This window comes from Chryseobacterium urinae (assembly GCF_030518295.1).
GTDB classification, from domain to species: Bacteria; Bacteroidota; Bacteroidia; order Flavobacteriales; family Weeksellaceae; genus Chryseobacterium; species Chryseobacterium mucoviscidosis.
Genome location: NZ_JAULSJ010000003.1, coordinates 21,806 through 43,933, shown reverse-complemented (window position 1 = coordinate 43,933; position 22,128 = coordinate 21,806). Strand labels below are relative to the sequence as shown.

22 protein-coding genes and 1 riboswitch are annotated in these 22,128 nt (G+C 35.2%); of the genes, 14 read left to right on the top strand and 8 right to left on the bottom strand.

Going from position 1 to position 22,128, the window contains the following annotated elements:
• Nucleotides 1-228: 228 nt before the first annotated feature.
• The 3 genes from QWT87_RS02595 (at nucleotide 229) to QWT87_RS02585 (ending at nucleotide 4,032) form a co-directional block, all read left to right on the top strand.
• Nucleotides 229-2,376 carry an endonuclease MutS2 gene (locus QWT87_RS02595; protein WP_087709499.1) on the top strand — a complete coding sequence of 716 codons (2,148 nt, stop codon included), beginning with the start codon at nucleotides 229-231 and terminating at the stop codon, nucleotides 2,374-2,376.
• The gene (locus QWT87_RS02590) at nucleotides 2,377-2,868 is read left to right on the top strand and encodes a YcxB family protein (protein ID WP_302713332.1); all 492 of its coding nucleotides are present in this window, start codon (nucleotides 2,377-2,379) and stop codon (nucleotides 2,866-2,868) included.
• A gap of 495 nt (nucleotides 2,869-3,363) precedes the next feature.
• Nucleotides 3,364-4,032, top strand: coding sequence for an ATP-binding cassette domain-containing protein (locus QWT87_RS02585; RefSeq protein ID WP_302713330.1), 669 nt, complete (start codon nucleotides 3,364-3,366; stop codon nucleotides 4,030-4,032).
• Between the two features lies 1 nt (nucleotide 4,033).
• Here QWT87_RS02585 and QWT87_RS02580 read toward each other — a convergent pair whose 3' ends face one another.
• The 3 genes from QWT87_RS02580 to QWT87_RS02570 are packed head-to-tail and all read right to left on the bottom strand — an operon-like array spanning nucleotide 4,034 to nucleotide 6,175.
• On the bottom strand, nucleotides 4,034-4,360 hold the full coding sequence (locus QWT87_RS02580) for a transposase (RefSeq protein ID WP_087709489.1): 327 nt from the start codon (nucleotides 4,358-4,360) through the stop codon (nucleotides 4,034-4,036).
• Nucleotides 4,336-4,764, bottom strand: a complete 429-nt coding sequence (locus QWT87_RS02575; RefSeq protein WP_302713328.1) for a transposase — start codon at nucleotides 4,762-4,764, stop codon at nucleotides 4,336-4,338. Before QWT87_RS02575 ends, QWT87_RS02580 begins: the two co-directional genes overlap by 25 nt.
• Before the next feature lie 25 nt (nucleotides 4,765-4,789).
• Nucleotides 4,790-6,175: a hypothetical protein gene (locus QWT87_RS02570; RefSeq protein WP_302713326.1), complete on the bottom strand. Its 1,386-nt coding sequence runs from the start codon at nucleotides 6,173-6,175 to the stop codon at nucleotides 4,790-4,792.
• A 229-nt stretch (nucleotides 6,176-6,404) separates the two neighbouring features.
• Here QWT87_RS02570 and QWT87_RS02565 point away from each other — a divergent pair, with 229 nt between their 5' ends.
• The 3 genes from QWT87_RS02565 to QWT87_RS02555 all read left to right on the top strand — a co-directional run bounded on the left by QWT87_RS02565 (nucleotide 6,405) and on the right by QWT87_RS02555 (nucleotide 8,996).
• Nucleotides 6,405-7,367: a helix-turn-helix domain-containing protein gene (locus QWT87_RS02565; protein WP_302713324.1), complete on the top strand. Its 963-nt coding sequence runs from the start codon at nucleotides 6,405-6,407 to the stop codon at nucleotides 7,365-7,367.
• Nucleotides 7,368-7,464: 97 nt separating this feature from the next.
• Nucleotides 7,465-8,262, top strand: coding sequence for a hypothetical protein (locus QWT87_RS02560; protein ID WP_228459450.1), 798 nt, complete (start codon nucleotides 7,465-7,467; stop codon nucleotides 8,260-8,262).
• A gap of 60 nt (nucleotides 8,263-8,322) precedes the next feature.
• Nucleotides 8,323-8,503, top strand: a riboswitch (cobalamin riboswitch).
• Nucleotides 8,504-8,612: 109 nt separating this feature from the next.
• The gene (locus QWT87_RS02555; RefSeq protein WP_076392338.1) at nucleotides 8,613-8,996 is read left to right on the top strand and encodes an acyl-CoA thioesterase; all 384 of its coding nucleotides are present in this window, start codon (nucleotides 8,613-8,615) and stop codon (nucleotides 8,994-8,996) included.
• Nucleotides 8,997-9,085: 89 nt separating this feature from the next.
• Here the strand turns inward: QWT87_RS02555 and QWT87_RS02550 are convergent, their stop codons facing one another.
• On the bottom strand, nucleotides 9,086-9,676 hold the full coding sequence (locus QWT87_RS02550; RefSeq protein WP_087709479.1) for an HD domain-containing protein: 591 nt from the start codon (nucleotides 9,674-9,676) through the stop codon (nucleotides 9,086-9,088).
• 303 nt (nucleotides 9,677-9,979) lie between these two features.
• Here QWT87_RS02550 and QWT87_RS02545 point away from each other — a divergent pair, with 303 nt between their 5' ends.
• The 8 genes from QWT87_RS02545 (at nucleotide 9,980) to QWT87_RS02510 (ending at nucleotide 18,446) form a co-directional block, all read left to right on the top strand.
• Complete coding sequence (locus QWT87_RS02545) at nucleotides 9,980-11,320, top strand: cytochrome P450 (RefSeq protein WP_302713317.1); 1,341 nt, start codon at nucleotides 9,980-9,982, stop codon at nucleotides 11,318-11,320.
• 213 nt (nucleotides 11,321-11,533) lie between these two features.
• Nucleotides 11,534-11,863 carry a PadR family transcriptional regulator gene (locus tag QWT87_RS02540; RefSeq protein ID WP_072952756.1) on the top strand — a complete coding sequence of 110 codons (330 nt, stop codon included), beginning with the start codon at nucleotides 11,534-11,536 and terminating at the stop codon, nucleotides 11,861-11,863.
• 10 nt (nucleotides 11,864-11,873) lie between these two features.
• Complete coding sequence (locus QWT87_RS02535; protein WP_185206350.1) at nucleotides 11,874-13,595, top strand: PspC domain-containing protein; 1,722 nt, start codon at nucleotides 11,874-11,876, stop codon at nucleotides 13,593-13,595.
• Nucleotides 13,596-13,912: 317 nt separating this feature from the next.
• On the top strand, nucleotides 13,913-14,509 hold the full coding sequence (locus QWT87_RS02530; protein ID WP_288460715.1) for a 1-acyl-sn-glycerol-3-phosphate acyltransferase: 597 nt from the start codon (nucleotides 13,913-13,915) through the stop codon (nucleotides 14,507-14,509).
• Nucleotides 14,510-14,575: 66 nt separating this feature from the next.
• Entirely contained in the window at nucleotides 14,576-15,010 is a 435-nt protein-coding gene (locus tag QWT87_RS02525) for a PaaI family thioesterase (protein ID WP_076392328.1), read from the top strand.
• 418 nt (nucleotides 15,011-15,428) lie between these two features.
• Entirely contained in the window at nucleotides 15,429-16,544 is a 1,116-nt protein-coding gene (locus QWT87_RS02520; RefSeq protein WP_302713308.1) for an RNA polymerase sigma factor, read from the top strand.
• Nucleotides 16,545-16,559: 15 nt separating this feature from the next.
• Nucleotides 16,560-17,453 (top strand): hypothetical protein, encoded by an 894-nt coding sequence (locus QWT87_RS02515; protein WP_302713306.1) that lies wholly within the window; start codon nucleotides 16,560-16,562, stop codon nucleotides 17,451-17,453.
• A gap of 21 nt (nucleotides 17,454-17,474) precedes the next feature.
• On the top strand, nucleotides 17,475-18,446 hold the full coding sequence (locus QWT87_RS02510) for a chorismate-binding protein (RefSeq protein WP_302713304.1): 972 nt from the start codon (nucleotides 17,475-17,477) through the stop codon (nucleotides 18,444-18,446).
• 347 nt (nucleotides 18,447-18,793) lie between these two features.
• Here QWT87_RS02510 and QWT87_RS02505 read toward each other — a convergent pair whose 3' ends face one another.
• Genes QWT87_RS02505 through QWT87_RS02490 form a run of 4 tightly spaced genes read right to left on the bottom strand, consistent with a single transcriptional unit; the run spans nucleotide 18,794 to nucleotide 22,117 of the window.
• The gene (locus QWT87_RS02505) at nucleotides 18,794-18,988 is read right to left on the bottom strand and encodes a hypothetical protein (protein ID WP_076392320.1); all 195 of its coding nucleotides are present in this window, start codon (nucleotides 18,986-18,988) and stop codon (nucleotides 18,794-18,796) included.
• Nucleotides 18,989-18,993: 5 nt separating this feature from the next.
• Complete coding sequence (locus QWT87_RS02500) at nucleotides 18,994-19,596, bottom strand: MarC family protein (protein ID WP_087709463.1); 603 nt, start codon at nucleotides 19,594-19,596, stop codon at nucleotides 18,994-18,996.
• Nucleotides 19,597-19,640: 44 nt separating this feature from the next.
• On the bottom strand, nucleotides 19,641-21,380 hold the full coding sequence (locus QWT87_RS02495) for a BatD family protein (protein WP_302713300.1): 1,740 nt from the start codon (nucleotides 21,378-21,380) through the stop codon (nucleotides 19,641-19,643).
• On the bottom strand, nucleotides 21,380-22,117 hold the full coding sequence (locus QWT87_RS02490; RefSeq protein ID WP_076392314.1) for a tetratricopeptide repeat protein: 738 nt from the start codon (nucleotides 22,115-22,117) through the stop codon (nucleotides 21,380-21,382). The genes QWT87_RS02495 and QWT87_RS02490 overlap by 1 nt, the downstream gene beginning before the upstream one ends.
• Nucleotides 22,118-22,128: the final 11 nt, after the last annotated feature.

Here is a 22,128-nt window from a genome sequence, read left to right as displayed (position 1 = left end):
GCAAACCTCACAGGTTTCGGAAACCTGTGAGGTTTTAAAATTAAATCAGCCATTACTTAATTATACAGCATACTAATGATTTCAGAAAACTTTTCATTCCGAATATAATCGAAGCGTTAAAAGCATAGACTGAACTTGCCGAAGCTTATATTAATAAAAGAGATCAAATCAATAAATCATTTTCAAATTCTCAAATTATTTCATTTTCAAATTAATTATCTTTGCACTGTGTATATAAATAAAGAAGATTTAAACGAATTAGAGTTTCCGCAATTGCTCGCGGAAATTTCTCCCTTTGCGTATTCTCCGAAAACAAGAGAAAAAATTCTTCAACTTCGTCCGATGGAAATAGACGAGGCAGAACTTTCATTGAAAAAAACTTCCGAGTATCTTTCGAGTTTTGAAAGTTCAAATGCAATTCCGTTTGATGAATATGAAGATATCGAAAGTGAGCTGAAGCTAATGCTGATCGAAAATTACCGACTGGAAAACAGCGCTTTCATCAAAATCAAAACCATCACGGAGCAAATCGGGAAACTGCAGAAGTTCTTTCCGACCATGCCGGAAACCTTCCCGACTCTCATGGAAGATGTTTCTGTTCTGGAATTCAGAAAAGAGATTATTGATAAAGTTGATAAAGTGTTCAACCGTTTTGGTGAGGTTAAAAGTGAAGCTTCTCCTGTTTTAAAAGGATTAAGAAGTGAAATTCAGCACGCCAAAAAAGCGATTCAGGAAAACTTTAACCGTGCGTTAACGACTTACGGACAGAGTGATTTTCTGGATGATATCCGCGAAACGATTATTGATGACCAAAGAGTTTTAGCGGTAAAATCGGGATTCAAAAGAAGAGTTCCGGGAAGGGTTTTAGGACTTTCAAAAACAGGTTCCATCACTTATATTCAGCCGGATTCCGTAGTAAAGCATTATTTTAAGCTTCGTGAAAGCGAGGAGGAAGAGAAAAAGGAAATTGATAAGATTTTAAGACAGCTTACCGCAGAACTGGCGGAATTTCAACCTCAGCTCTGGAGATATCAGAAGTATATTTTCGACCTTGATTTAACGAGAGCGAAGGCTAAATTTGCTGAACTTATCAACGGTGTTTTACCAAAAATCAACCGCCACAAAACGCTGCGATTAAGAGAAGCGTTCCATCCTTTACTGTTTTTAAGGAATAAAGCGGAAAATAAAACGATCTATCCTCAAACGCTGAGTTTAACGGAACACAACAGAATCATCTGTATTTCCGGACCGAATGCGGGAGGAAAATCCATTACGCTGAAAACGGTAGGATTGCTTCAACTAATGATCCAGAGCGGAATTCTGGTTCCAACCCATCCAAAATCGGAAATGTTTTTCTTTGATAAGATCATGACCGATATTGGGGATAATCAGTCGATTGAAAACCATCTTTCGACGTATTCATCAAGATTGAAGAAAATGTCGGGAATCATTCGTGAAGCTGAAGCGAATACGCTTTTACTGATTGATGAATTCGGTACAGGTTCCGATCCTGAACTGGGAGGTGCTTTAGCAGAAAGTTTCCTTGAGTTTTTCTATGACAAAAAAAGTTTTGCGATCATTACGACGCACTACACCAATATTAAACTTGTTGTGGAACAGCTTCCGAATGCTCAGAATGCCGCAATGTTATTCAATGAAGAAACGCTGGAACCGATGTATAAACTGGAAGTGGGACAAGCGGGAAGTTCATTTACTTTTGAGGTGGCGGAAAAGAATAAAATACCGAGATTCATTATTCATTCTGCCAAGAAAAAAGTGGAGCATGATATTGTAAATTTGGATAAAACGATTGTAAAACTTCAGCAGGAAAAATATGAAGTGGAAAAGCTTAAAACCGATCTTGCCGAAAGAAAGGAATCTGTAGAAGATAAGCGCGATAACCTTCAGAAACTGAATGAACAGCTTCAGCAGAAGCTATTCAATTTCCAGAAATTATATGAAGAAGAGCACCGTAAACTGCAGTTCGGGAACAAAATTGAGGCTTTTATCGACAGCTATGTAAAAGGAAAATCCAGAAAAGATGTGGTAAAAGATTTTGTAAAAATTCTTGAGCAGGAAAAATTCAGAAAACTGGGTGCGGATAAAGATGAATCTAAACGTCTTCAGGTTGTAAAAAGAAAGATTACCCAACAGCTTAAAAAGGAAGAAGTGATTGAAAAAATTACGGAAACCAATGAAAAACTGGAGGAAAAACGCAAAACCGACCGCGCTCTTTGGATGAAAGTCGGGCAACGTGTCCGTATTTCCGGCAGTACGAGTGTAGGAACCATTGAAAAAATTTCGAGGAATAAAGTGATCGTGAATTACGGAACATTTAAAACGACGATTGACGCAGACGAACTGGAAAGAATTTAAATGATAACGGTAAAAACTCATATCAGTTTTAAGGATTTTCTGATGTTTCATCTCAAAAGTTCTTTAATAAGGCTTATTGCTTTTCCTTTGCTGATTGTGCTTTTCTTTATTGTAAAACTGTTTGCAGATGGCAATTCTGAACAGGAAATTTTGCTTTCAGCTTCAATGTGGCTCGGAATCATGTTTGTATTTATCGTAATCCGGTCTTTTTTAAGGTTGAGATTTGCTTTCAGTTCAAATAAAAAGATTCAGGAAAATATTACATATATTTTTACGGAAGAGAAAATCCGTACAGAAGGAGAAACTTTTGATGCAGAATTTGCATGGAATATGGTTTATAAAGTGAAGGAAAATAAAGAATGGTTTCTGATCTACCAAAGCGCACAGACGATGAATATGGTTCCGAAAAAGTATTTTACGAAAGATGAGATTACCGGATTGCGAAGAATGATTACAGAAAATAATGTAAAAGCAAAACTCAGAAAAGAGTAATTTAAAATAAAAAAAGTGTTCTATGACGGAGCACTTTTTTCGTTTATTTTTATGAATTTAATGGTCTCTTATTTTACAATACAATTTCTGATCTACACAAAAATCACAAATTTTCTAACATTGCTTTTAAGTTCGTAGGGTAATCCGCTCAACAATGAGCTTTAAAATTTTCATCGATGATAAATTAAAGACCATTCCAAAATTTTACTACATTTGAAATATGGTTAAAAATATAAGGATTCTCTGGATTTTTTATGTAAAATTATTGATTCATGCTGTTCTATTTTCTTTGTTGATGAATGCCATACTTGGTTTCACTGCTGACAATTTCGGATTGTGTTTTTTGGTATTTTTTCCGGCTTTTCATTATCTGATTTATGAATTAAGATTTAAAAATGAATATTTTTTCTTTGCCAATTTCGGGTTTTCAAGGTCTTTTCTTTGGATCTTTACTTTTTCATCGGGAATTACTATTAATATGATTACAAAATTCATATGAGCCGACTGCATGTTGACAGTGTTACAAAGTCTTTCAACGAAAAAAAAATTCTGAGAGATATCTATATTGGTTGTGAAACAGGAAAGATTATCGGATTGCTGGGAAGAAACGGTACGGGAAAATCTACTCTTTTAAAAATTATTTTCGGAACAGAGAAAGGCGATTCTCAGTTTGTAAGAGTGGATGATAAAATTTTACAAAACCAAATGGACAGGAAAGGAAGGATTGCTTATTTACCTCAGCATTCTTTTCTTCCGAGAGGTGTAAAAATTAAAAAACTGATCTCACTTTTCTGTAATAAAGAAAATGCAGATCAGCTTATTGGATCAGATTTATTAAAAACTTTTTTAAATGAAACTTCTGGAAGTCTTTCCGGCGGTGAGAAGAAAATTGTTGAGGTTCTTTTAATTTTATATTCCGATTCAAAGTTTATTCTTCTGGATGAACCTTTTAACGCTTTATCTCCAAAAATGATTGTTGAAATTCAGAGGATGATTAAGGATCAATCGCGAGAGAAAGGAATTATCCTCTCAGATCATCGCTATAAGGAAGTGTTGGAAGTTTCAGATGAAATTTATCTTCTTTCTGATTCTTATTTAAGGCAGATTAAAGATTTAAAAGAATTGCAACGGCACGGTTATCTTCCGGTCTCTTATTCAGATTAATTCAGAAGAATATTTTTTTCCATTTCCCTACCGTATTTCTGCTCATTTTAAACTTAATAGCCAGTTCAGTATTGTTTAAATTATATTTTTTCTGATAATCCAGAATTTTTAAAATAGTAGATTTATCATATGATTTTAAATTCTGATCTGCCTTATTGGGTTTTAAAATATTATTAACTTCTAAAACATCCAGAAAACCCAGCTCTTTTTTTCTAAGTATATGTTCGCACTGCTGAAGTTTTTCAGGATATTTCATTGTAATAAGATCCTGATATATCTGTTTATAGTCCGGAGTTGTTTTCTTTATTTTTTTCTCTTTGATATCCATTTGTATAGTGTTGTGCTTGGAATTTTATATTTTTCGTAAATTTCATGTCTTGACAGTTTTTTTTCTTCCATCAATTCGAGAATAAAATCAATAATTTCCTGAGTATAAATATTTTTTCTGAAGTTTGATTTCAATACTTTATGTTTAGTCTGTGACTGCGGTTTCAGATTTGAAGACGGAGGCGAGTAAAATATTAAATGCTGAGTATAAAGTCTAAAGAAGTCATAATTAAGAAGTTTACTCCAGTTCAGCAGAACAGTACAGTCTATATGCGACGAGCTGAACATTTTGTATATATCTTCTTCTTTCAAATTAAAATAATTACAGATGTGGGAAATTTCCATCCCACATTCTGTAACCTTAATTTCAATAAACTTACCAATATGGATGTCCTTGAAATTCATTTTTCATCAATGTGTATTATATTTACTATTGTCCTGTAATCTGTTCGATTTTAATAAAAACTTTTTGTTTGGTTACCTCTGTTGCAGTAGCCGAAGGATCCATCCCTGCCATTACAGTTGCAGTGTAAGCTACTTTGGAGGTTGTGGAAGTATCAATCCAGGAATAGTATCGATATTCCGGTCCGCTATTAAATGCGTTATAAATCCCCGGATTTCCCCAAGCGCCTGCATTAGAAGTGGATAATGATCTCCATGTATTTCCGTCTCCACCACCCGGAGTTTGTGACGGAACTACTAAACTTCCTACGGCATCAGTAATCTGTCCTCCATAAAATGTAGAGTAATTCCACATAATGGTTTTGGATGTACTGGAGTTATTTCGCAACAGTACGTTGTTTTCTGCCCCACTTGCAGTAGAAGTTGTGTTATTGGTAGCAGTAGCGGTAGCATTCTGAATAGAGTGTCTCATAAAAACTTTTACTGTGTAAAGACCATCCGGTGTCTTTGCTTCTACTACAAATCCTTTTACTCCCGTGTCCGGATCTGTTACAAATTTCATATAATCCATAACCGCTACTGTTTTAATATCAGCATTCACCTGAGTTCCTACAGTAACAGAGCTACAGCCTGTAAGTCCGGAATTTGCGGTAATAAAAGGAGTCAGATCAAATGTAATTCCCACCGGTGACGTTTGCGAAGCAATAGGAGTTCCCTGTACTGCAAATGCTAAAGATCCGGATCCAACCTCAAGCTTTCCGCCGGTAATGGTTGCCGTAACTCCCGGATTTCCTACTGAATATAATGTAATTCCACTATACTGACCGCCGTTTGCTCCGGAGTATGGAATTTTCATCACAGTTCCTGAAGTAATTGCAGTAGGCGTATTTCCATCAATTAACTGCGATGGATCCAATGCAGCAGCATTACAGTTTAAAACAGCAACTGCACCTACCGGAGAAGTGTCTTCCATAAGACGCCACTCGCTTCCGTTCCAGTAAACATACCCGGAATAGCTAAATCCTGAATTTGTTCCTAAATTATACACCAATAATCCTGTTGCCGGATTCGGAATTGTTGTAATATCCGTTCTGGATGTTAAAGCCATTCTTGGAATAAGAAGACCTTTTTTGCTTCCTGAAGAAAGCTGATCCACATTCATATCCAGTATAGCGGAACCATCTGGAGTTACTGTACCAATACCTACACTTCCATTGCTCTTAACAACAAAGTCGTCGGAAGACTGTAAAGCTGTTGGTGCGTTATCCGGATCATTGGTTGTGGTAGAAGAAGATTTTCCGTCTACATGGAATACACCTTGCGGTTTTGTGGTATTAATACCAACCTGAGCGAAAGATTTAAATCCCAAAACAGAAATCGCAATGAGAAGAAATAATTTTTTTTTGTTCGTCATAATATATGTTTTTAAAGGGGGTTATCAGATATTTATATTATCAATATTTAAAGATTAAATTTTTATTGTAATTTTGCTAACTGAAAAACACATTGCAAATATAGAGTCACATTTTTGAGTAGAAAACAAGAAATAAATGATAAATGACTTTTCATTGCAACTAATATAAAAAACTGATAATCAACGTATTTAATAAATGATTTTCTGAATTTTATTATATTAGAACATTATGGGGAAAAAAAATACTGAAATTGAAGTGCTGGATCTGAAAAGAGAACTTGCTAACCGATATATTTATGTACTGGCTGTAACTTTTATTACATGCATCCTGATTTTTTCATTTTACATGAAAGATCCGATAATGGTTTACTACCTCATCGGAGGTTTTTTTTCATTACTCCTTCCTTTTTACATATTGGGAAATCATTACGACCTTCTTAAAGTCGTGAAGGTTTTCATTCTTGTAATGCCGCTTTACAACTTGTTTATAGTATTCAGGTTCTGGAATATTTCAGTCTGCAGTTTAATATGGATTGTAGCTCTTCCCTTTTGGGCAAATATCTTTTTTTCGAAAAAAGAAGTGGTTATCTTCACGGTATATGCTATTTTTCTCATAAGTTTTTGCTGCATATTTGCCGGAAACGACTACTTCGGGTATCCTTTTAATGATCTTAAGAAAGGAAACCTTACAGACGCTTTTATATTTACTGTTAACCTTATACAGATATTTTTAGGAACATATTATAAAAGCCTGATTCAAAATATAAAGAGTAAAGAGGTAATTATTGAGAAAAAGGTTTCTCAGCCTGCTGCTCCTGTTGCCGATAAAGATTTGCAACTTGCAGAAAATATTTTTGAGAAAATAGACCAGGAAGTTATTGGTAATAAGTTATTCAGAAATGCAGATTTAACGATTTCCGAGCTCAGCAGTACAATTAAAGTGAATAACAATTATATTTCCAAAGCCATAAAAATCAACGGATTCGATAATTTTAATCATTACATCAACACACATCGTGTGATATACGTAAAGAATAAACTTCATAGTGATGAACTGAAAACGATGACTTTGATGCATATCTACTCTGAAGCAGGATTTAAGAATCAGTCAACTTTTAATAAAGTATTTAAAAAAATAGAAGGGGTAACTCCAAGTGAATATATACAGAAAACCAGTACAAAGGTTTCATGACGGCTTTTTAAGTTTAAATTAATCAGTTTACTTTTATATTTTTGAAAAGTTTAAACAAATTTTAATTTATATATTTGAAGCGTCAAAAAATTTCATGATGATGTCTCTACGTAAAGCATTTTATCTTTCAGTTTTCAGTGTTTTTTCTTTTGCATTGGCGAAAGGTCAGAATAAAGTTCCTTTTGGTGTTGTAAAAGCTGAGGAAGGTTATGCCATGGTGCGTGTTCATAAAGACGATTACCGAAAAATCGTTGATAAGATCCGTATGAAAACAGGAGATGTTTTTATTTATGAAAAACCGGCTCCGGGAGAAACAGAATGGATCTGGATAAAATATCCTGAAAAAGAGGATACAGAAAAACCTTTCGTACGATACGACAGCATCACCAAAGAAGGAATGGTAAATAAAAACCGCGTGGTTTTTGTTGATAATTTACCAAAATTTACACCTTCAAAATCGAAAAACGGAAAATCTCTGATCTTTACAGACGACACCAATCCTAAAATTCCCGGAAACCAAAGAACAAAGGTTATTATTGACGTTTACCCTTCTTATGCACACATTAAGAAACAGGAAAAAGACGCCAATGGAAACATTACTAAAGTTGACAAAGTAAAAGCCTGGGGCGTAGGAAAGGAATTGCCTGAAGGTTTAACCGAAATAAAATCTGTACGCGTTCAGCAACCGGGAAGAGGTTCTGTTTTTGTAAGAGATGCTATTAAAAATATGTTTCAGCCAACGATGGATTTCAATAATGTGGGTGTAACCGCCATCGATAACGATCATATTTTTCTTTATATGATAAATGGCTCCGGTGAAAACCGCTATACAACAATCTGGACGATCAAACAGGGAAAAGCTGAAAGCCAGATCATTTATAAAACTCCCGAATAATTCATTAATTATCATTATTTTTGTACCCGAAAAGCATGAGTATGGACTCTTTTCCAGGCTGTGACTTTTCAGGAAACTGGTTTTGCTTAACTGCAGATTAAAAGGGAATCGTGTGAAAATCACGAACTGTCGCGCAACTGTAAGTAACTAAAGTCTTTATAAAAAAAATCCACTGTGTAATTCATGGGAAGGGAATAAAGATGTTACAAGTCAGGAGACCTGCCTTTTTCTTCATAACAAAAAACTTTCGCGATTTGAAGTTTGTTGATCTAATGGATACTCAGAGATTTCTGTCTCTGCTTTTTCTATTGTTCTTCTATTTTTCATTTCGCTTTAATTAATAATGATATATGACTACAGAAGAAAGAATTGAAGCATCTGAAACCCGAATTTTCAAAGCGGTTTTCCCGAACACAACCAATCATTACGATACGCTTTTCGGAGGTACAGCCATGCAACTGATGGATGAAGTGGCTTTTATTGCTGCCACCAGATTTGCAAGAAAACGCGTGGTAACCGTAAGCAGCGATAAAATTGATTTTAAAAGGTCTATTCCTGCCGGAACCATTGTTGAACTGATTGGAAAAGTGGTTCATGTCGGAAAAACGAGTATGAAAGTAAATGTGGAAATTTTCACAGAACAGATGTATTCGTATGAAAGAGAAAGAGCAATCGTAGGAGATTTTACTTTTGTAGCGATTGATGAATTCAAGAAGCCAATTCAAATATTATAAAAAGGTTCCGGCGACCTTCGGTCGCCGGAATCCAATATTTTCAATGTTCTTTAAAGCTGTTTCGGCGGGCTTTTCCCGCCGAAACCTTTCTATTTCAATACCTTTTCAGTTTCCAGATTTTTCAGCAAGAGTAATTGAAAAGCCTCTCCCAGTTCATCGGAAGCTCTTACAATGGCATTTTCCAACATATTTCTGATTTGCTTTTCTGTAACGCCGGCTTCTGTCCAGCTCTTTCCTGAAGTGTGGGAATTTAAAATAAAAGGCATAATGCGGTCGATCGCGCAGGCGAAAATTGCATCAGGAGTCTGCTCTTCCTCAAATTCCAGCCAAAGATTAAAAAATTCAGAACGAAGCGGCTCATCTAAAATTCCGAAGATTTTCTGAGCTGAAACTTTTTCTCTTTCAAATTTACCTGCCATTGCTGCTTCATCAAATAAGAAAGTATCTCCTGCTTCAATTTCTACCAGATCATGGATAGACAACATTCTGATTACTCTTAATAAATCGATATCTGCTCTGTTCTTTGCATATGGGAAAAGGATCTGCGCCAGAATAATAATCTGCCATGAATGTTCCGCCGTATTTTCTCTTCGTGAATCGTCTGCATTGTAATTTCTTCTTTGTACATTTTTCAGGGCATCAACAGCCAGAATAAAATCGATTTCCTTTTGTATTTTCATTGTATATAATTATTTCGAGACCATTTATTTCTCAATCACTTAAAAAAAGTTTTGACAATTTTTCATTTAAAAGATTCACATTTCTAAAAAAATATCAATTAAAAAGATCCCAGACTTTTATGCTTATTAGAATACTATTTATTTTGATAATGAGTTTATGATAAATCTTTCGGCTGCTTTATGGTTAAAATTTAAAAAAGCATAAAATTAAAGCGAGTAAAATGGCAATACAAAAATAAGACTTTTAGCTTTAAACCTATTCTAATTCACAGATTAGTATTACTTTTATTATAAATATTCTACATGACTCCAAATTACAATTATCCTACAGAAATTAAAGGAAAAAGAAAACTGTACTCTCTTTTTTATGGTGTAAATAATCCCTTAAAAGTCATCAGCGGAAATCATAACATTGCCGGAGACACTTTCCATCTAAAAGCCAGTGTAACAAATACTGATTTTATCTTTTCTCAGGATAAGGAATTTATTGAATATGTTCTAAAACAAAACCATAAAAACTATTCTAAATCTGATATACAATCGGTTGTGTTAGGAAAATATCTCGGAAAAGGACTTCTTACCAATAACGGAAAAGACTGGCTGAAACAGAGACGACTCATCCAGCCGGGATTCAGTAAGATCAAAATCTCCAATTTGGTTGGCATTATGGAGACTGAAATTGATAAAGCATTTCTGGCTTTTCCACAGGAACCGGAGACTGATTTGTACGACCTCTTTCATACACTGGCTTTCAACATTGTTGCGAAAACACTTTTCAGCTCGGATATTGATGAAGAAAGCGTAAAAGAATTAGGAAAAATCATTACCGAAGTTCAGGAAGTCTTTGCGAAAGAAGTAAGAATTCCTTTGTATAGCCAGATGATAAAAAGTCTTGGGATAATTGATAAAGTGATGAGAAAAAGCAATGAGGGAAAAAATATAATTAAAAATGTTCTGGATAAAAGAAGGAGCTCAGGTGAAGAAAAAAATGATTTGCTGGATATGCTTATTCAGGCACGTTACGAAGATACACAGCTTCCAATGTCTGATGAACAGCTAATTGATGAAATGCTCATTCTTTTTATTGCAGGACACGAAACCACTGCCAATGCTTTAAGTTTTATCTTTTTCGAGATCAGCCAAAATCCTGAGGCCGAAGAAAAACTAAGAGCTGAAATTGCAGCAGAAGGTGAAAATGCTTTTGGTACAGAAAGCTTAATGAAAAAATCTTACACCACAAATATCATTAAAGAAGCAATGAGACTGCATTCTCCGGCATGGGCAATCGACCGGCAGGCTCTGGAAGACGACAGCTTTAGAAATTACTCTTGGAAAAAAGGAACTTTAATAATCCTCTATATTACAGGGCTGCACAGAAACCCGAAGTACTGGAATGATCCCGATTCTTTTATTCCTGAACGTTTTGATCATGAAAATGCCAAGAACTTCGCCTACTACCCTTTCGGAGCAGGACCTAGACTCTGCATAGGAGAACACTTTGCCATGATGGAAATGGCTCTTATCGTCCGTAGATTCTACAAAAACTACAGCTTCGTATCATATCAGAAAGAATTAAAGAAAAAAGCTTTGGTTACTTTAAGAACATTGAGCCTAAAAGGTAAAATTGTTAAAAATATGATCTGATTTTCATAAAATTCTCATTACATAAAATTTCTCATTAAAAATAATTAAACTGATTATCAATTAGTTAAAATATTTATTTGTATTTTTTCACTACTTTGTATTGCATAATACCATTTTAATTACATATCTTTGTAATGTAAAATCGAAACAGGTACAACTAGCTAGGTTCCGGGTTTCGAAAATTATGTAACTAATTAACAAAACTTATTAAAGATGAATACTGAAAATACCAAAGCGCAAATGCGAAAAGGGATTCTGGAATTCTGTATTTTAAGTCTCATCAATCATCGCGAAATGTACGTTTCCGACTTAATAGATGAACTGAAAAAAGGAAAACTGGATGTCGTAGAAGGAACACTCTACCCTCTTTTAACAAGATTAAAAAATGGAGAGTTTCTTTCATACAGATGGGAAGAATCTACAGGAGGACCTCCGAGAAAATATTACCAGATTACCGAAAAAGGTAAATTATTTTTAGATGAACTTCAAAACACCTGGAACGAATTAACCAATTCAGTTAACCAAATCACTCAAAAAAATTAAAAACAAAGCTATGAACAAGACACTCTCAATAGGACTCGCAGGTTTTTCTTTTACCATAGAAGAACACGCATACATAAAACTTAGCGATTACCTGAATGCTCTGAGAAGCTCTCTGGATGCTTCGGAAGCAGATGAGGTAATGCATGACATAGAAATCAGAATGGTAGAAATCTTCAAAGATTCTATGGCAAAACGTGAGGTAATTAACGACTCGGATGTAGAAAGAGTAATTGCACAGATCGGAAGCCCTGAAAAAATCGAAGAACAGGAAGAAGCTTATTATTCTGAAAAAAATACCAAAAGAACAAACACTTCAGGAACCGAATATTCTGATAAAAAGCAACTGTTCCGTGATCCTGAAAGACAAAAAATCGCCGGTGTTTGTGCAGGTTTAGCGCATTACGTAGGAATGGACATTACTGCCATGAGAGCGATCTGGCTTGGCGTTTTCATCCTTGGAATCTTTACGGCGGCCGTTTCTTCAACATTGGTTTTCCTACTTTACATCATTCTTTGGGCAGTTTTGCCAAAAGCAGAAACCGCAGCAGATTTCCTGAAAATGAAGGGAAAGCCTATGAACTTCGACAATCTTAAGAATGAGTCTAATAAATTGGTACAGTTTGCCAATGAATCTACTCAGAGGGTCGGAGAGATCTATATTGAAAACAAACCCTACATCAACAACGCCGGAAGCGGGCTTTGGAATGTATTACGATATATTTTAGGAGGTATTTTCGGATTCATGTCTTTGTCTTGTCTCATCGGAGTATTTGTAGTATTCGGTTTTATGGGAGCAGACAGCGATTTTCCTCCGGTAAGCCAGATGAATTTCTATTTTGATAACGACAATATGAAATACATTCTTATGGCACTGATTACTTTAGGAAGTTTATTGCCTGCCATGTTATTCGGATTATTAAGCATCAAATTAATTTCTCCTAAAACAAAACTGAGAAATACAGGTTGGGTAATCGGAGCTTTATTCCTTGCACTCATCACTTTAGGTACTTATTTCGGATTCAGCATGGCGAAAAGAGAAATGTTCCTGAAAGGTCATAAAGAGGATACGGAAGAAATTGCGATCAACACCCAATCAGACAGTATCTATGTAGATTTCAAGCAGGTTTCCATTCCGCAAAACTTTAAAGGATACGATGATGATCTTTATTCAGACAAAGTTTCCGTATACGAAAGAGACTGGATGCATGTGGATGTAACGAGAAAAGCAGACATCAAAACGCCTTATTTAATCATCAAAAAAGAAGCTAAAGGCTATAACCTTCCATTAAATGTAAGCGTTCCTGTAGAAGTGGTAAACAATAAAATTGTTCTTCCGAACTACATCAAATATCCATACGAACACCGTTTCAGAGATTACAGCATAGATTATGAACTGGTACTTCCTTTGAAAACCGTAGTGATCCCTGTAAAAAAAGACGGAATCAGCTTCGACGGAGATCTTAACGCAGATGGAATTAATGATGACGATCAGGAAAGAGACGAAGACGGAAACATCAAAATCGAAAAAAATAAAATCACGGTAAATGGTTCTACGATTGAATACAACTCTGATGATGAAGACAGCATTATCGTTAACGGAAAAAAAGTTCCGAGCAATAAGGCAGATCAGGTAATCGACTCCATGAAAAGCAGCATCAAAAAGATGAAAGGAGCCAACATCGACTTCAAAGTAGACGAAGGTAAAAACGAAATTTCCATACAAACCAAATAACTAAACTGCAGAGAGTGGCAGAAGGTGTGAATGAATAACACAACCGTTTGAAATTCACACTCTTCTTCTCTCACTGAAAACAAAAAAATATAAAGATTTTGTTCGCTGTTTCAATAAAAATCTTTACATTTGTGTAGTAAAAAATTAAAACCAAAACACTCAATAAAAATTCAATAATCATGGTACAACTGGCACTAGAAATTGTAATGAAAATTGTTGATTTAATCAGCAGTCTGTTTTAAGAGCGATAATATTTCAATATATTTGTAAAGTATAACCACTTTGGTTATACTTTTTTGTTTTTAATCTAAAACTATATGAGAAAGCTGATCGGCAAACTGCTGCTAAAATTAATGGGCTGGAAAGTCGTTCTTCAGGGCGACGAAAACGTTCTGAACAGATGTATTCTTGTAGTCGCGCCACACACGCACAACATGGAATATATTTTAGGAAATCTTTCCTACTGGTCTCTGAAAAAACCATTAAAAATCATCATCAAAGATGCACATACCAAAGCTTGGTACGGAAGCGTTGTAAAAGGTCTGGGCGGAATCGGGATCGACAGAAGCCAGAAGAATGATCTCGTGAATTTCGTAGCCAAACAGTTTGAAAAAGACGATTTCAGTCTGGTCATCACTCCCGAAGGAACAAGAAGCTGGGTTCCGAAATGGAGAAAAGGCTTTTATCATATGGCTTTAGCGGCAAAAGTTCCTATCGTTCTCGCGGCGGGAGATTTTAAAAGAAAAATCATTTATCTTGGGTATACCATTCCCTACGAAAGAATTGCATCTGCACCGTTTACAGAAATTATGCAGGAAATTCAGGATTACTACATAAAAAATGATATAGTTCCTAAAATCCCTGAAAACTGGAACCCGAATATCATGGGAAATGATACTCAGGCTGGAAGCTAGAAGTTAGAAGCTGGAAGCTATCAAAATTACTCATTACCAATTACTTATTATTCATTATTAAAAAATATGTTCATAAAAGATAAAAGCAAGGAAGAAATATTAGAATTCATCAACAACTGGGGCGGAGAAACATTTGCAAAAACTCTGGATATCAAATTCACGGATATTGATGTTGACAATGAAACATTAACGGCCACGATGCCTGTTTCACCAAAAATTCATCAGCCTTTCGGAATTATGCACGGTGGCGCAAGCTGTGTTTTGGCAGAAACCATGGGTTCAAGCCTGTCTAATATTTTTATTGATGGTACAAAATATTTCGGAGTGGGAACCAACATCAATTCCAACCATTTAAGAAGCAAAAAAGACGGAATCGTAACAGCCGTTGCAAGATTCATCCGAAAAGGAAAAACGATGCATGTTTCAGAAATTGAGATCCGCGATGAAAAAGGTCAGCTCATCAATCATACCACGATGACGAACAATATCATCAACCGATAAGATTTAATTTTCACTAAAAAATACCAAGCTCAAAAAAAATTTGAGCTTTTTTTATTTTCCTGCTGCAACCTTTTATTTTTTCTGCATCTTATAAGAAAATAATAACCATGAAAACTTTAAATTTATTTTTTACCGGCACTGCTCATTTATATAAAGATTTAACTTTATCTTGAAAAGGTCAAAATTTTATATATTGCCCGTAATTGGTCATAATTGAAAATCTTTGAGTTCTTTGCTTAGTGAATAGTTTATGCTGAGCTTGTCGAAGCACCTTTGCGAACTTAAAAACAGTTGGTATATAAAAGAATCTTAGCGATCCTTTGCGTAAAAATTAAGCATTATGATTAATAACGGATAATTAAAAAATTTTAATAATACTTCCGGTAAATAAAACCTACTATTTGCCGCGAATTAAATTATGAAGCAAAACAGCAACTTCAACTGGCAGAAAATCTATCTCGATTATTCCCCGAAACTTCTGGGAATATGCAGAAGATATATAGACGATATTTACACAGCAGAAGACATCGTGCAGGACAGCTTTATTACCGCAATCCAGAAAAACGATCAGTTGAATGATGAAAAGGCTCTCTTTGCCTGGCTGAAAAAAATTGTGGTAAACAATGCGCTGCAACACATCCGCAAACACAGCAAAGACACTTTTGTAACCACAGAACCTTCGGAAATCCCAGATACCTATTCAGAAATGGACCATCATTTATCAGAAGAAAAAAACGTTTTCGTTTACGACTTCACCAGTGAAGAACTGCTGTCTTCCATCGACAGTCTTCCATCCCATCATAAATCCGTTTTCAATCTGTATTTTATTGAAAATCATTCTCATGCAGAAATTTCCGGTTTATTGGGAATTACCGTAAACACATCAAAATCTCACCTTTTAAGAGCTAAAAAAGCGGTTCAGAATTATCTGATGAAGAATTTCGTCAATCAAAATACTCCGAAGAAAAAAATGGCTCAACTGTTTGTTATTTTCGGACTTGGCGGATTGCTTTGGGCGCAGACTTTTAAAAGCAAATTTGCTGATTTTACCATTCAGCCATCAAAAAAATTGCAGATTCCTTCCTATCTTAAAATTAATAATGTTGCATTTTCATCATCCGGTAAAAGCCTGAAAAAGAAAATAATAATTGGAGGAACATTTTTAATCATTATTGTTCTGTCCGTTTTTTTCCTAAATCCGAAGAATTCGTTTTTCACAACCGATCATGATTCAGTTTCATCAACTTTTAAAAACAAAGGTGAAATAAAAAATAAAGAGACTAAAGAATATTTAGAAACTATCAATTTCGATAAAAAAGAAAAATCAGACAATGATGCTGTAAATCAGTCAGCAACAAATATAATTGAAGAGAAAAACACTTCAAAAACAAAAATAAATGACGATGAAACAGGATTGAAAAGCAGACCGGTTTTAAAAAAAACGGCTGCAAACGACACCATTGAAGAAGCTCCGCAGAAAGTAATTGTCGTTAAAAAAATCATTAAAAGAGACACCGTATTTATTGAAAAATAAATTGAAAACCAGAATATGTCCTTCCAAAAAATAATACTTCTTTTTCTCATCGCCTGTGTCAACTTTTCGTTTGCACAGAAAATCAGGAAAAAGAAAATTGATACGGTTTACGTCTACGAAAAAGTAGTCGTTTATGATACCGTATATCTTATGAAGCCTTTAAAATTCAGGTTGAATGATATTGTAATGAAAACACCAACCGTTCAGGAAACGAAATTTGTTACGGATGCTTACAAACAGGAAATCGACAAACAGAGGGCTTCAAGAAGAGCAAGATTGCGAAAACCGGCGACCTTTCAGTACGGAATTGAAGGCGGATTTGGCATAAAAAGTGCAAACTGGTCTTTAGAAAATAAACCGCAGTTCGGGGAAAATCTCGGAATCTGGGCTTCCAAAAGTTTCTTTGATTCTCAGTTTTTAGTCTGGGTTTCTGCCAATGCGTATCACTGGAATTCATCCTTCGATCTTGATGCCAACAAAGAAGACACCTTTCTGAACGGATATTATTTTACCGAAGATAATCAGCCGCTTCTATTTCATAAGTTTAATAATGAACATTTTGAGTTTGCACTTCAGCTTAAACTGATGTATAACTGGAAAAACTTCCATCCGTTTGCAGGAATTTTACTAAATAATCAGACTTATAAAATGCAGTTTCTGAATCCTGAAAATGACGCTTTAACCAAACTGGAGGATTTTAAAAGCACACAGACCAATCTCGGACTTTCTTTGGGGCTTCAGTACAGATTGCTGCGACGTTTCATCATTTCTGCGGAATATCAGCATTACAGCATCAAAAATATTTCCTTAAAAAAACCTGACTTTGATTTTGAGATTTTTAAGACTAATAATACCTTTGCAGAAAGAAAAATCAATGTTGGAATTTCTTATATTATTTCCCGACTCTGATTTTCTAAAAAGCTTCAAACAATGATTTATTTCAAATTTCCATTCGACGAAAAACTGTATTCCACAGATGAAAATTCCGGCGAAAACCCTATCAGTTTTTATTCTTTTGATGGATTGGAACGATTGGATTTTGGAGGAAAAATTATTGAATTAAATCCTGAAAATTTTAATCAGACAGCAATTTCAAGTGAGATTTTACCTGAAGACAAAAGCGGATTTGAAGCCGAAACCAAGGAAGAATATTTAAAAAATCTTGAAAAAGTAATTGCGGTTATCAAAGAGCATCAGCTTCCGAAACTGGTCTATTCAAGAAGAAAAATTTTCACAGATTTTGAAGAAATTAATCTGAAAGAAAGCTTTAATCATCTTTGTCAATCCTATCCGAATGCATTCAGATATATTTTTATCGATGACGAAAATTCATGGATGGGTGCTTTCTCGGAAGTTTTAGGAAAATTCAGTAAAAAAACACACGAATTTGAAACGATGAGTCTCGCAGGAACGCTTCCCGTTTCTGAAAACTGGTCGGAAAAGGAAATTGAGGAACAAAAACCTGTAACGTCCTACATCAGAAATATTTTAAATCAGTATTCTGAAAACGTAACGGAATCTGAAACCTACGATCATATTTCAGGAAATATCAAGCATCTCCGAACCGATTTTAAAGCCCAAATTAAGCCTGAAAACTTAGATCAGATTATTCAGGAATTACACCCCACTCCTGCTGTTTGCGGAATTCCGAAAGATTTTTGTAAAGAAGAAATTCAGAAAATTGAAAAATTTCCTCGCGAACTCTACGCCGGATATATAAAAATTGAGACTGATGAAACGGTACAGTATTTTGTTAATCTTCGCTGTTCAAAACTGTATAAAAATGCGGTTCATTTGTTTGTAGGTGGCGGAATTACCGCACAAAGCAATCCCGAAAAAGAATGGACAGAAACTGAACTGAAATCTGAAGCTGTTCTGAAAAATCTGGCGATTTTAAAATAATAAACTTCTTTAAATTTTATTTGACCGAAAAAGAGGCAAAAGATTCAAGATTTTGTCTAAAGTAAAACGCTAGAAAACTCTATGGAGTTTTATCTGTGTAGAAATCATATTGAATAGACGTTCGGCGTTCCGTAGGAACGCTATCTTTAGAAAATGTATCGTATCATAGATATCAATCCTACGGATTGATTAATAGATATATTCTTATTTCTACACAGATTCTGCTCCTAAAGGAGCAAGACTCTTTACTTTAGAGTTTTATTATTTGAGAGTTAAAATGCAATAAGAAGCAGACATAAAAAAGCCTCCTTCAAACTGAAAGAGGCTTTATATAAATTGTAATTCAATTATTTTCTTACTCCGATCTTGCTCCATGTATTCATTACAAAAAGCAAAATAAGACCTATCGCCGCTGAAGCTATTGAGAAAACAAACTTCAGGTTATCCTCAGACAAAATATCCGATTGCCAGTCTAAAGCATAAAGATTAATTGCGATAAACACGATGAACAGTACCAAAAATACTTTATAAAACTTCTGCATAACTCTTAAAAATTAATGTAATTCTGCACCAGTTGCGCAAAATTCGCGGTGAATAATTTAATTGAAATCGCCAACAGGATAATTCCGAAAACTTTCTGTAAAATAGCGAGTGTTGCATCGCCCATTTTCTTCTCCAGCCACGTTGCAGATTTCAGCACCAAATATACGAAAATTGTGTTGAGAATAATTCCAAAAATAATGTTAATATCATGAAACTCCGCCTTGAGAGAAAGTGTAGTTGTTAGAGTTCCGGCTCCTGCAACCAGCGGAAACGCGATGGGAACGATGGATGCAGCCTTTGCTTCAGACGTTTTATTGATCTCAATCCCCAGAATCATTTCCAGGGCTATGATAAATATCACAAAAGCTCCTGCAATGGCAAAAGAATTAACATCTACACCTATAAATTTCAGAATTTTGTTTCCCACGAAAAGGAAAACAAGCATAATCGCTCCTGCGGTAATCGTTGCTTTTTCAGCTTCTATCTGTCCGAATTTCTGCTGTAAACTTACCACGATCGGGATTGAACCGATGATATCAATTACTGCGAAAAGAACCATAAAACAGGTAACAATCTCTTTAATCGAAAAATCATTAAATATTTCCATTTCCTTGCAATTAATAATTTCGCAAAAATATGAAAATAAATTAATTATTTGCTAATCTTAGAATACAAATTAACGATTGCTGATAAAAGTTCGTCCATTCCTTCGGAAGATTTTATCGGGGCATACTTTTCAACCTGCACTTTTTGAATAAGATTCCTGTATTCTTCGGCAATTGACGAGCCTTTTTCTTTTTCCAGCAGCTCAGCGAAATGATCAGCCGGATTTACAGAATATTGGCTTTTCACTTCCTCATCAAGCTCATCGAAGGTTTGAAAAAACTTTTGATAATCTTCATTATCTTTAAGATTTTCCAAATACCCGAAGTAATCATTGATGTCTGTTTTAAACTTTTCACGGATTTCATTTTCTGTTTCAGCAACAGAACCTAAAGCCATCGGAGTCTTCGTTTCTTTAGATAATTTATTCTTTTTCTGCCACGTTTTAAACAGTAGATACATCCCGAATAACGAAAGTAAAATCGCAATATTGATGAAAAGAATATTCCAGTGGAATTTCTTTTTTTCTTTTACTTTAAATGAAGTTGTTTTTAAAACCGGCGTATTTACCGTTTCTAAAAAAGTATTGGTATACTCATTCACTTTCTCAACCGCAGTGCGGGATTCAAGGATCTGATCATGAGAAAAAGCATTTACTGCTAAAGACTGTTCTCCAAGATCTACATACTCCTTGTTCGAAGGATCGAAAAATGCGAAATGCTCTGTTTTAATCGTAATTTCTCCCGCTTTTTTAGGAATAACAAGATAATTTGCCAAAACCTCCCCTTTCATTCCTTCCGTTCCCACCGTGACACGTGAAGTAATTTTGGGTGCAAAAACTTCATAATCCGGAGATTCCGCAATTTTGGGAAGCTCCATGCTTTTAAGATTACCTTCACCGCTTACTTTTATAAGAACATTCATTGGTTTTTTAACCTCAACTTTTTCTTTTGAAGTATTGGCAACCGTTACATTGAAGTTTCCTACCGCATTTTTAAAGCATTCCGGAGAACCTTCAGGAAGTTTTTTAACGTTAATTTTTACTTTATTGGAAACGAGTTTGTTTTTGTGCGCGTAGGAATTCAGCGAAGCCGAAACTCCCGGAATATCCACATACCCCGCTTCATTCGGGAAAACCATAAATACAGCCAGAATCTGGGATGCCATATTTCCCGCGTCGGAAGGATCAATCTCAGATTTGGTAAAACTTACCGGAAAAACATCCAGATTGTCCTGCTCGGGAAGATGAATGTTTCTTACTCTTCTAAAGTTATCCATGTTTTTTGAATAGACTTTCAGAACGGCAATGGTGGGCTGATCCTGATACACTTCACGGTCGTCAATCTCCATATTGAGATAAACATCTTTTGAAGCATTATTGGCTGCAACCGGTTTCTTTTCTACATCCTTAATAAAAATGTCAAAAGGTTCCGTCTTATAAATTTTATTGTTGATGGTAATCAGGAAAGATCCGATCTTTACTTTTCCTTTCTGTTTGGGCTCAAGAGCAAGTCTTGTGATGGTTTGGGAAACCGCAACGTTACTTTCAGGATCTATAAATCCATTGCTCAGTGAGCCTGTTCCGATAAGATTGAATTTGGAAAAATCCGGAAGACGAAGTTTTGTCTGCTGATTGTATTCAGCGCCTTCTACCTCAAGAACAATACTGAGATTGACAACTTCTTTGGAGCTATATGTGGTTTTATCCGGAGTTACAGAAAGATTTACCTGTCCGTAAGAAATTACGGAAGACATAAAGAGTAATATGTAGATAATTCTGTTCTGCATCACCAATCTTTCTCGTTGCTCTCGGGCATCGAATAAGAATTTTTATTCAAAATTCTTCTGGCGGTTTCTTTTTCCTTGTCGCTTACTTTGTTGAGTATTTGATTTTCGAGACCTTTAGGGATTTTGCCTTCATTATTCTGGTTCCGGTTGGGATCATTTCCCTGTCCGTCTCCTTTATTCTGCTGACCTTGTCCCTGATCCTGCTTTTGATCTTTTCCTTTTTGATCATCATTTTGCTGTTGGTCTTTACCACCGCCTCCTTTACCGGAGTTATTTTGCTGTTGTTTTTTCTGTTGGTTTTCCTTATCCTTCAGCTTGGCAATTTCGTAATTTTTTCTTGTTACTTCGCTGTACGGATTTTGCTTCAGGGACTGTCTGTAAAATTCCGCTGCCTTTTCAGGCTTGTTCATCTGCATATAGGTGTTCCCCAAATTATGAAGAGCGGCTGCTTTATCCGGAAGCGTCTGAGAAAGTTTCTGAGCCGTTTCAAATTCTGCTTTTGCCTCTTCGTATTTTTTGCTTTTATATAATGCGTTTCCTAAATTGTAGTGCGCCGTAAAATCTTTACTGTTGGTTCTTATCGCTTCCAGATACTTTACAGACGCTCCATCATAATCTTTACCGTTGAATTTTTCATTGCCTTCATAGACTAAAGTCCTGTAATTTTTCTGCCCGAAAAGATTTCCCGGAAAGATGAAAGCAATTATAAACGATAAAAAAATGATTTTAGTATTCATTATGTGCAAAA

Excerpts from the sequence above, each read along its gene's own strand:
- QWT87_RS02555 (WP_076392338.1), top strand. The coding sequence starts at position 8,613 with ATGACTACAGAAGAAAGAATTGAAGCATCTGAAACCCGAATTTTCAAA.
- QWT87_RS02490 (WP_076392314.1), bottom strand. The coding sequence starts at position 22,117 with ATGAATACTAAAATCATTTTTTTATCGTTTATAATTGCTTTCATCTTT.
- QWT87_RS02535 (WP_185206350.1), top strand. The coding sequence starts at position 11,874 with ATGAACAAGACACTCTCAATAGGACTCGCAGGTTTTTCTTTTACCATA.
- QWT87_RS02545 (WP_302713317.1), top strand. The coding sequence starts at position 9,980 with ATGACTCCAAATTACAATTATCCTACAGAAATTAAAGGAAAAAGAAAA.
- QWT87_RS02560 (WP_228459450.1), top strand. The coding sequence starts at position 7,465 with ATGATGTCTCTACGTAAAGCATTTTATCTTTCAGTTTTCAGTGTTTTT.
- QWT87_RS02495 (WP_302713300.1), bottom strand. The coding sequence starts at position 21,380 with ATGCAGAACAGAATTATCTACATATTACTCTTTATGTCTTCCGTAATT.
- QWT87_RS02540 (WP_072952756.1), top strand. The coding sequence starts at position 11,534 with ATGAATACTGAAAATACCAAAGCGCAAATGCGAAAAGGGATTCTGGAA.
- QWT87_RS02515 (WP_302713306.1), top strand. The coding sequence starts at position 16,560 with ATGTCCTTCCAAAAAATAATACTTCTTTTTCTCATCGCCTGTGTCAAC.
- QWT87_RS02580 (WP_087709489.1), bottom strand. The coding sequence starts at position 4,360 with ATGGATATCAAAGAGAAAAAAATAAAGAAAACAACTCCGGACTATAAA.
- QWT87_RS02575 (WP_302713328.1), bottom strand. The coding sequence starts at position 4,764 with ATGAATTTCAAGGACATCCATATTGGTAAGTTTATTGAAATTAAGGTT.
- QWT87_RS02525 (WP_076392328.1), top strand. The coding sequence starts at position 14,576 with ATGTTCATAAAAGATAAAAGCAAGGAAGAAATATTAGAATTCATCAAC.
- QWT87_RS02530 (WP_288460715.1), top strand. The coding sequence starts at position 13,913 with ATGAGAAAGCTGATCGGCAAACTGCTGCTAAAATTAATGGGCTGGAAA.
- QWT87_RS02590 (WP_302713332.1), top strand. The coding sequence starts at position 2,377 with ATGATAACGGTAAAAACTCATATCAGTTTTAAGGATTTTCTGATGTTT.
- QWT87_RS02585 (WP_302713330.1), top strand. The coding sequence starts at position 3,364 with ATGAGCCGACTGCATGTTGACAGTGTTACAAAGTCTTTCAACGAAAAA.
- QWT87_RS02505 (WP_076392320.1), bottom strand. The coding sequence starts at position 18,988 with ATGCAGAAGTTTTATAAAGTATTTTTGGTACTGTTCATCGTGTTTATC.
- QWT87_RS02565 (WP_302713324.1), top strand. The coding sequence starts at position 6,405 with ATGGGGAAAAAAAATACTGAAATTGAAGTGCTGGATCTGAAAAGAGAA.
- QWT87_RS02510 (WP_302713304.1), top strand. The coding sequence starts at position 17,475 with ATGATTTATTTCAAATTTCCATTCGACGAAAAACTGTATTCCACAGAT.
- QWT87_RS02550 (WP_087709479.1), bottom strand. The coding sequence starts at position 9,676 with ATGAAAATACAAAAGGAAATCGATTTTATTCTGGCTGTTGATGCCCTG.
- QWT87_RS02500 (WP_087709463.1), bottom strand. The coding sequence starts at position 19,596 with ATGGAAATATTTAATGATTTTTCGATTAAAGAGATTGTTACCTGTTTT.
- QWT87_RS02570 (WP_302713326.1), bottom strand. The coding sequence starts at position 6,175 with ATGACGAACAAAAAAAAATTATTTCTTCTCATTGCGATTTCTGTTTTG.
- QWT87_RS02520 (WP_302713308.1), top strand. The coding sequence starts at position 15,429 with ATGAAGCAAAACAGCAACTTCAACTGGCAGAAAATCTATCTCGATTAT.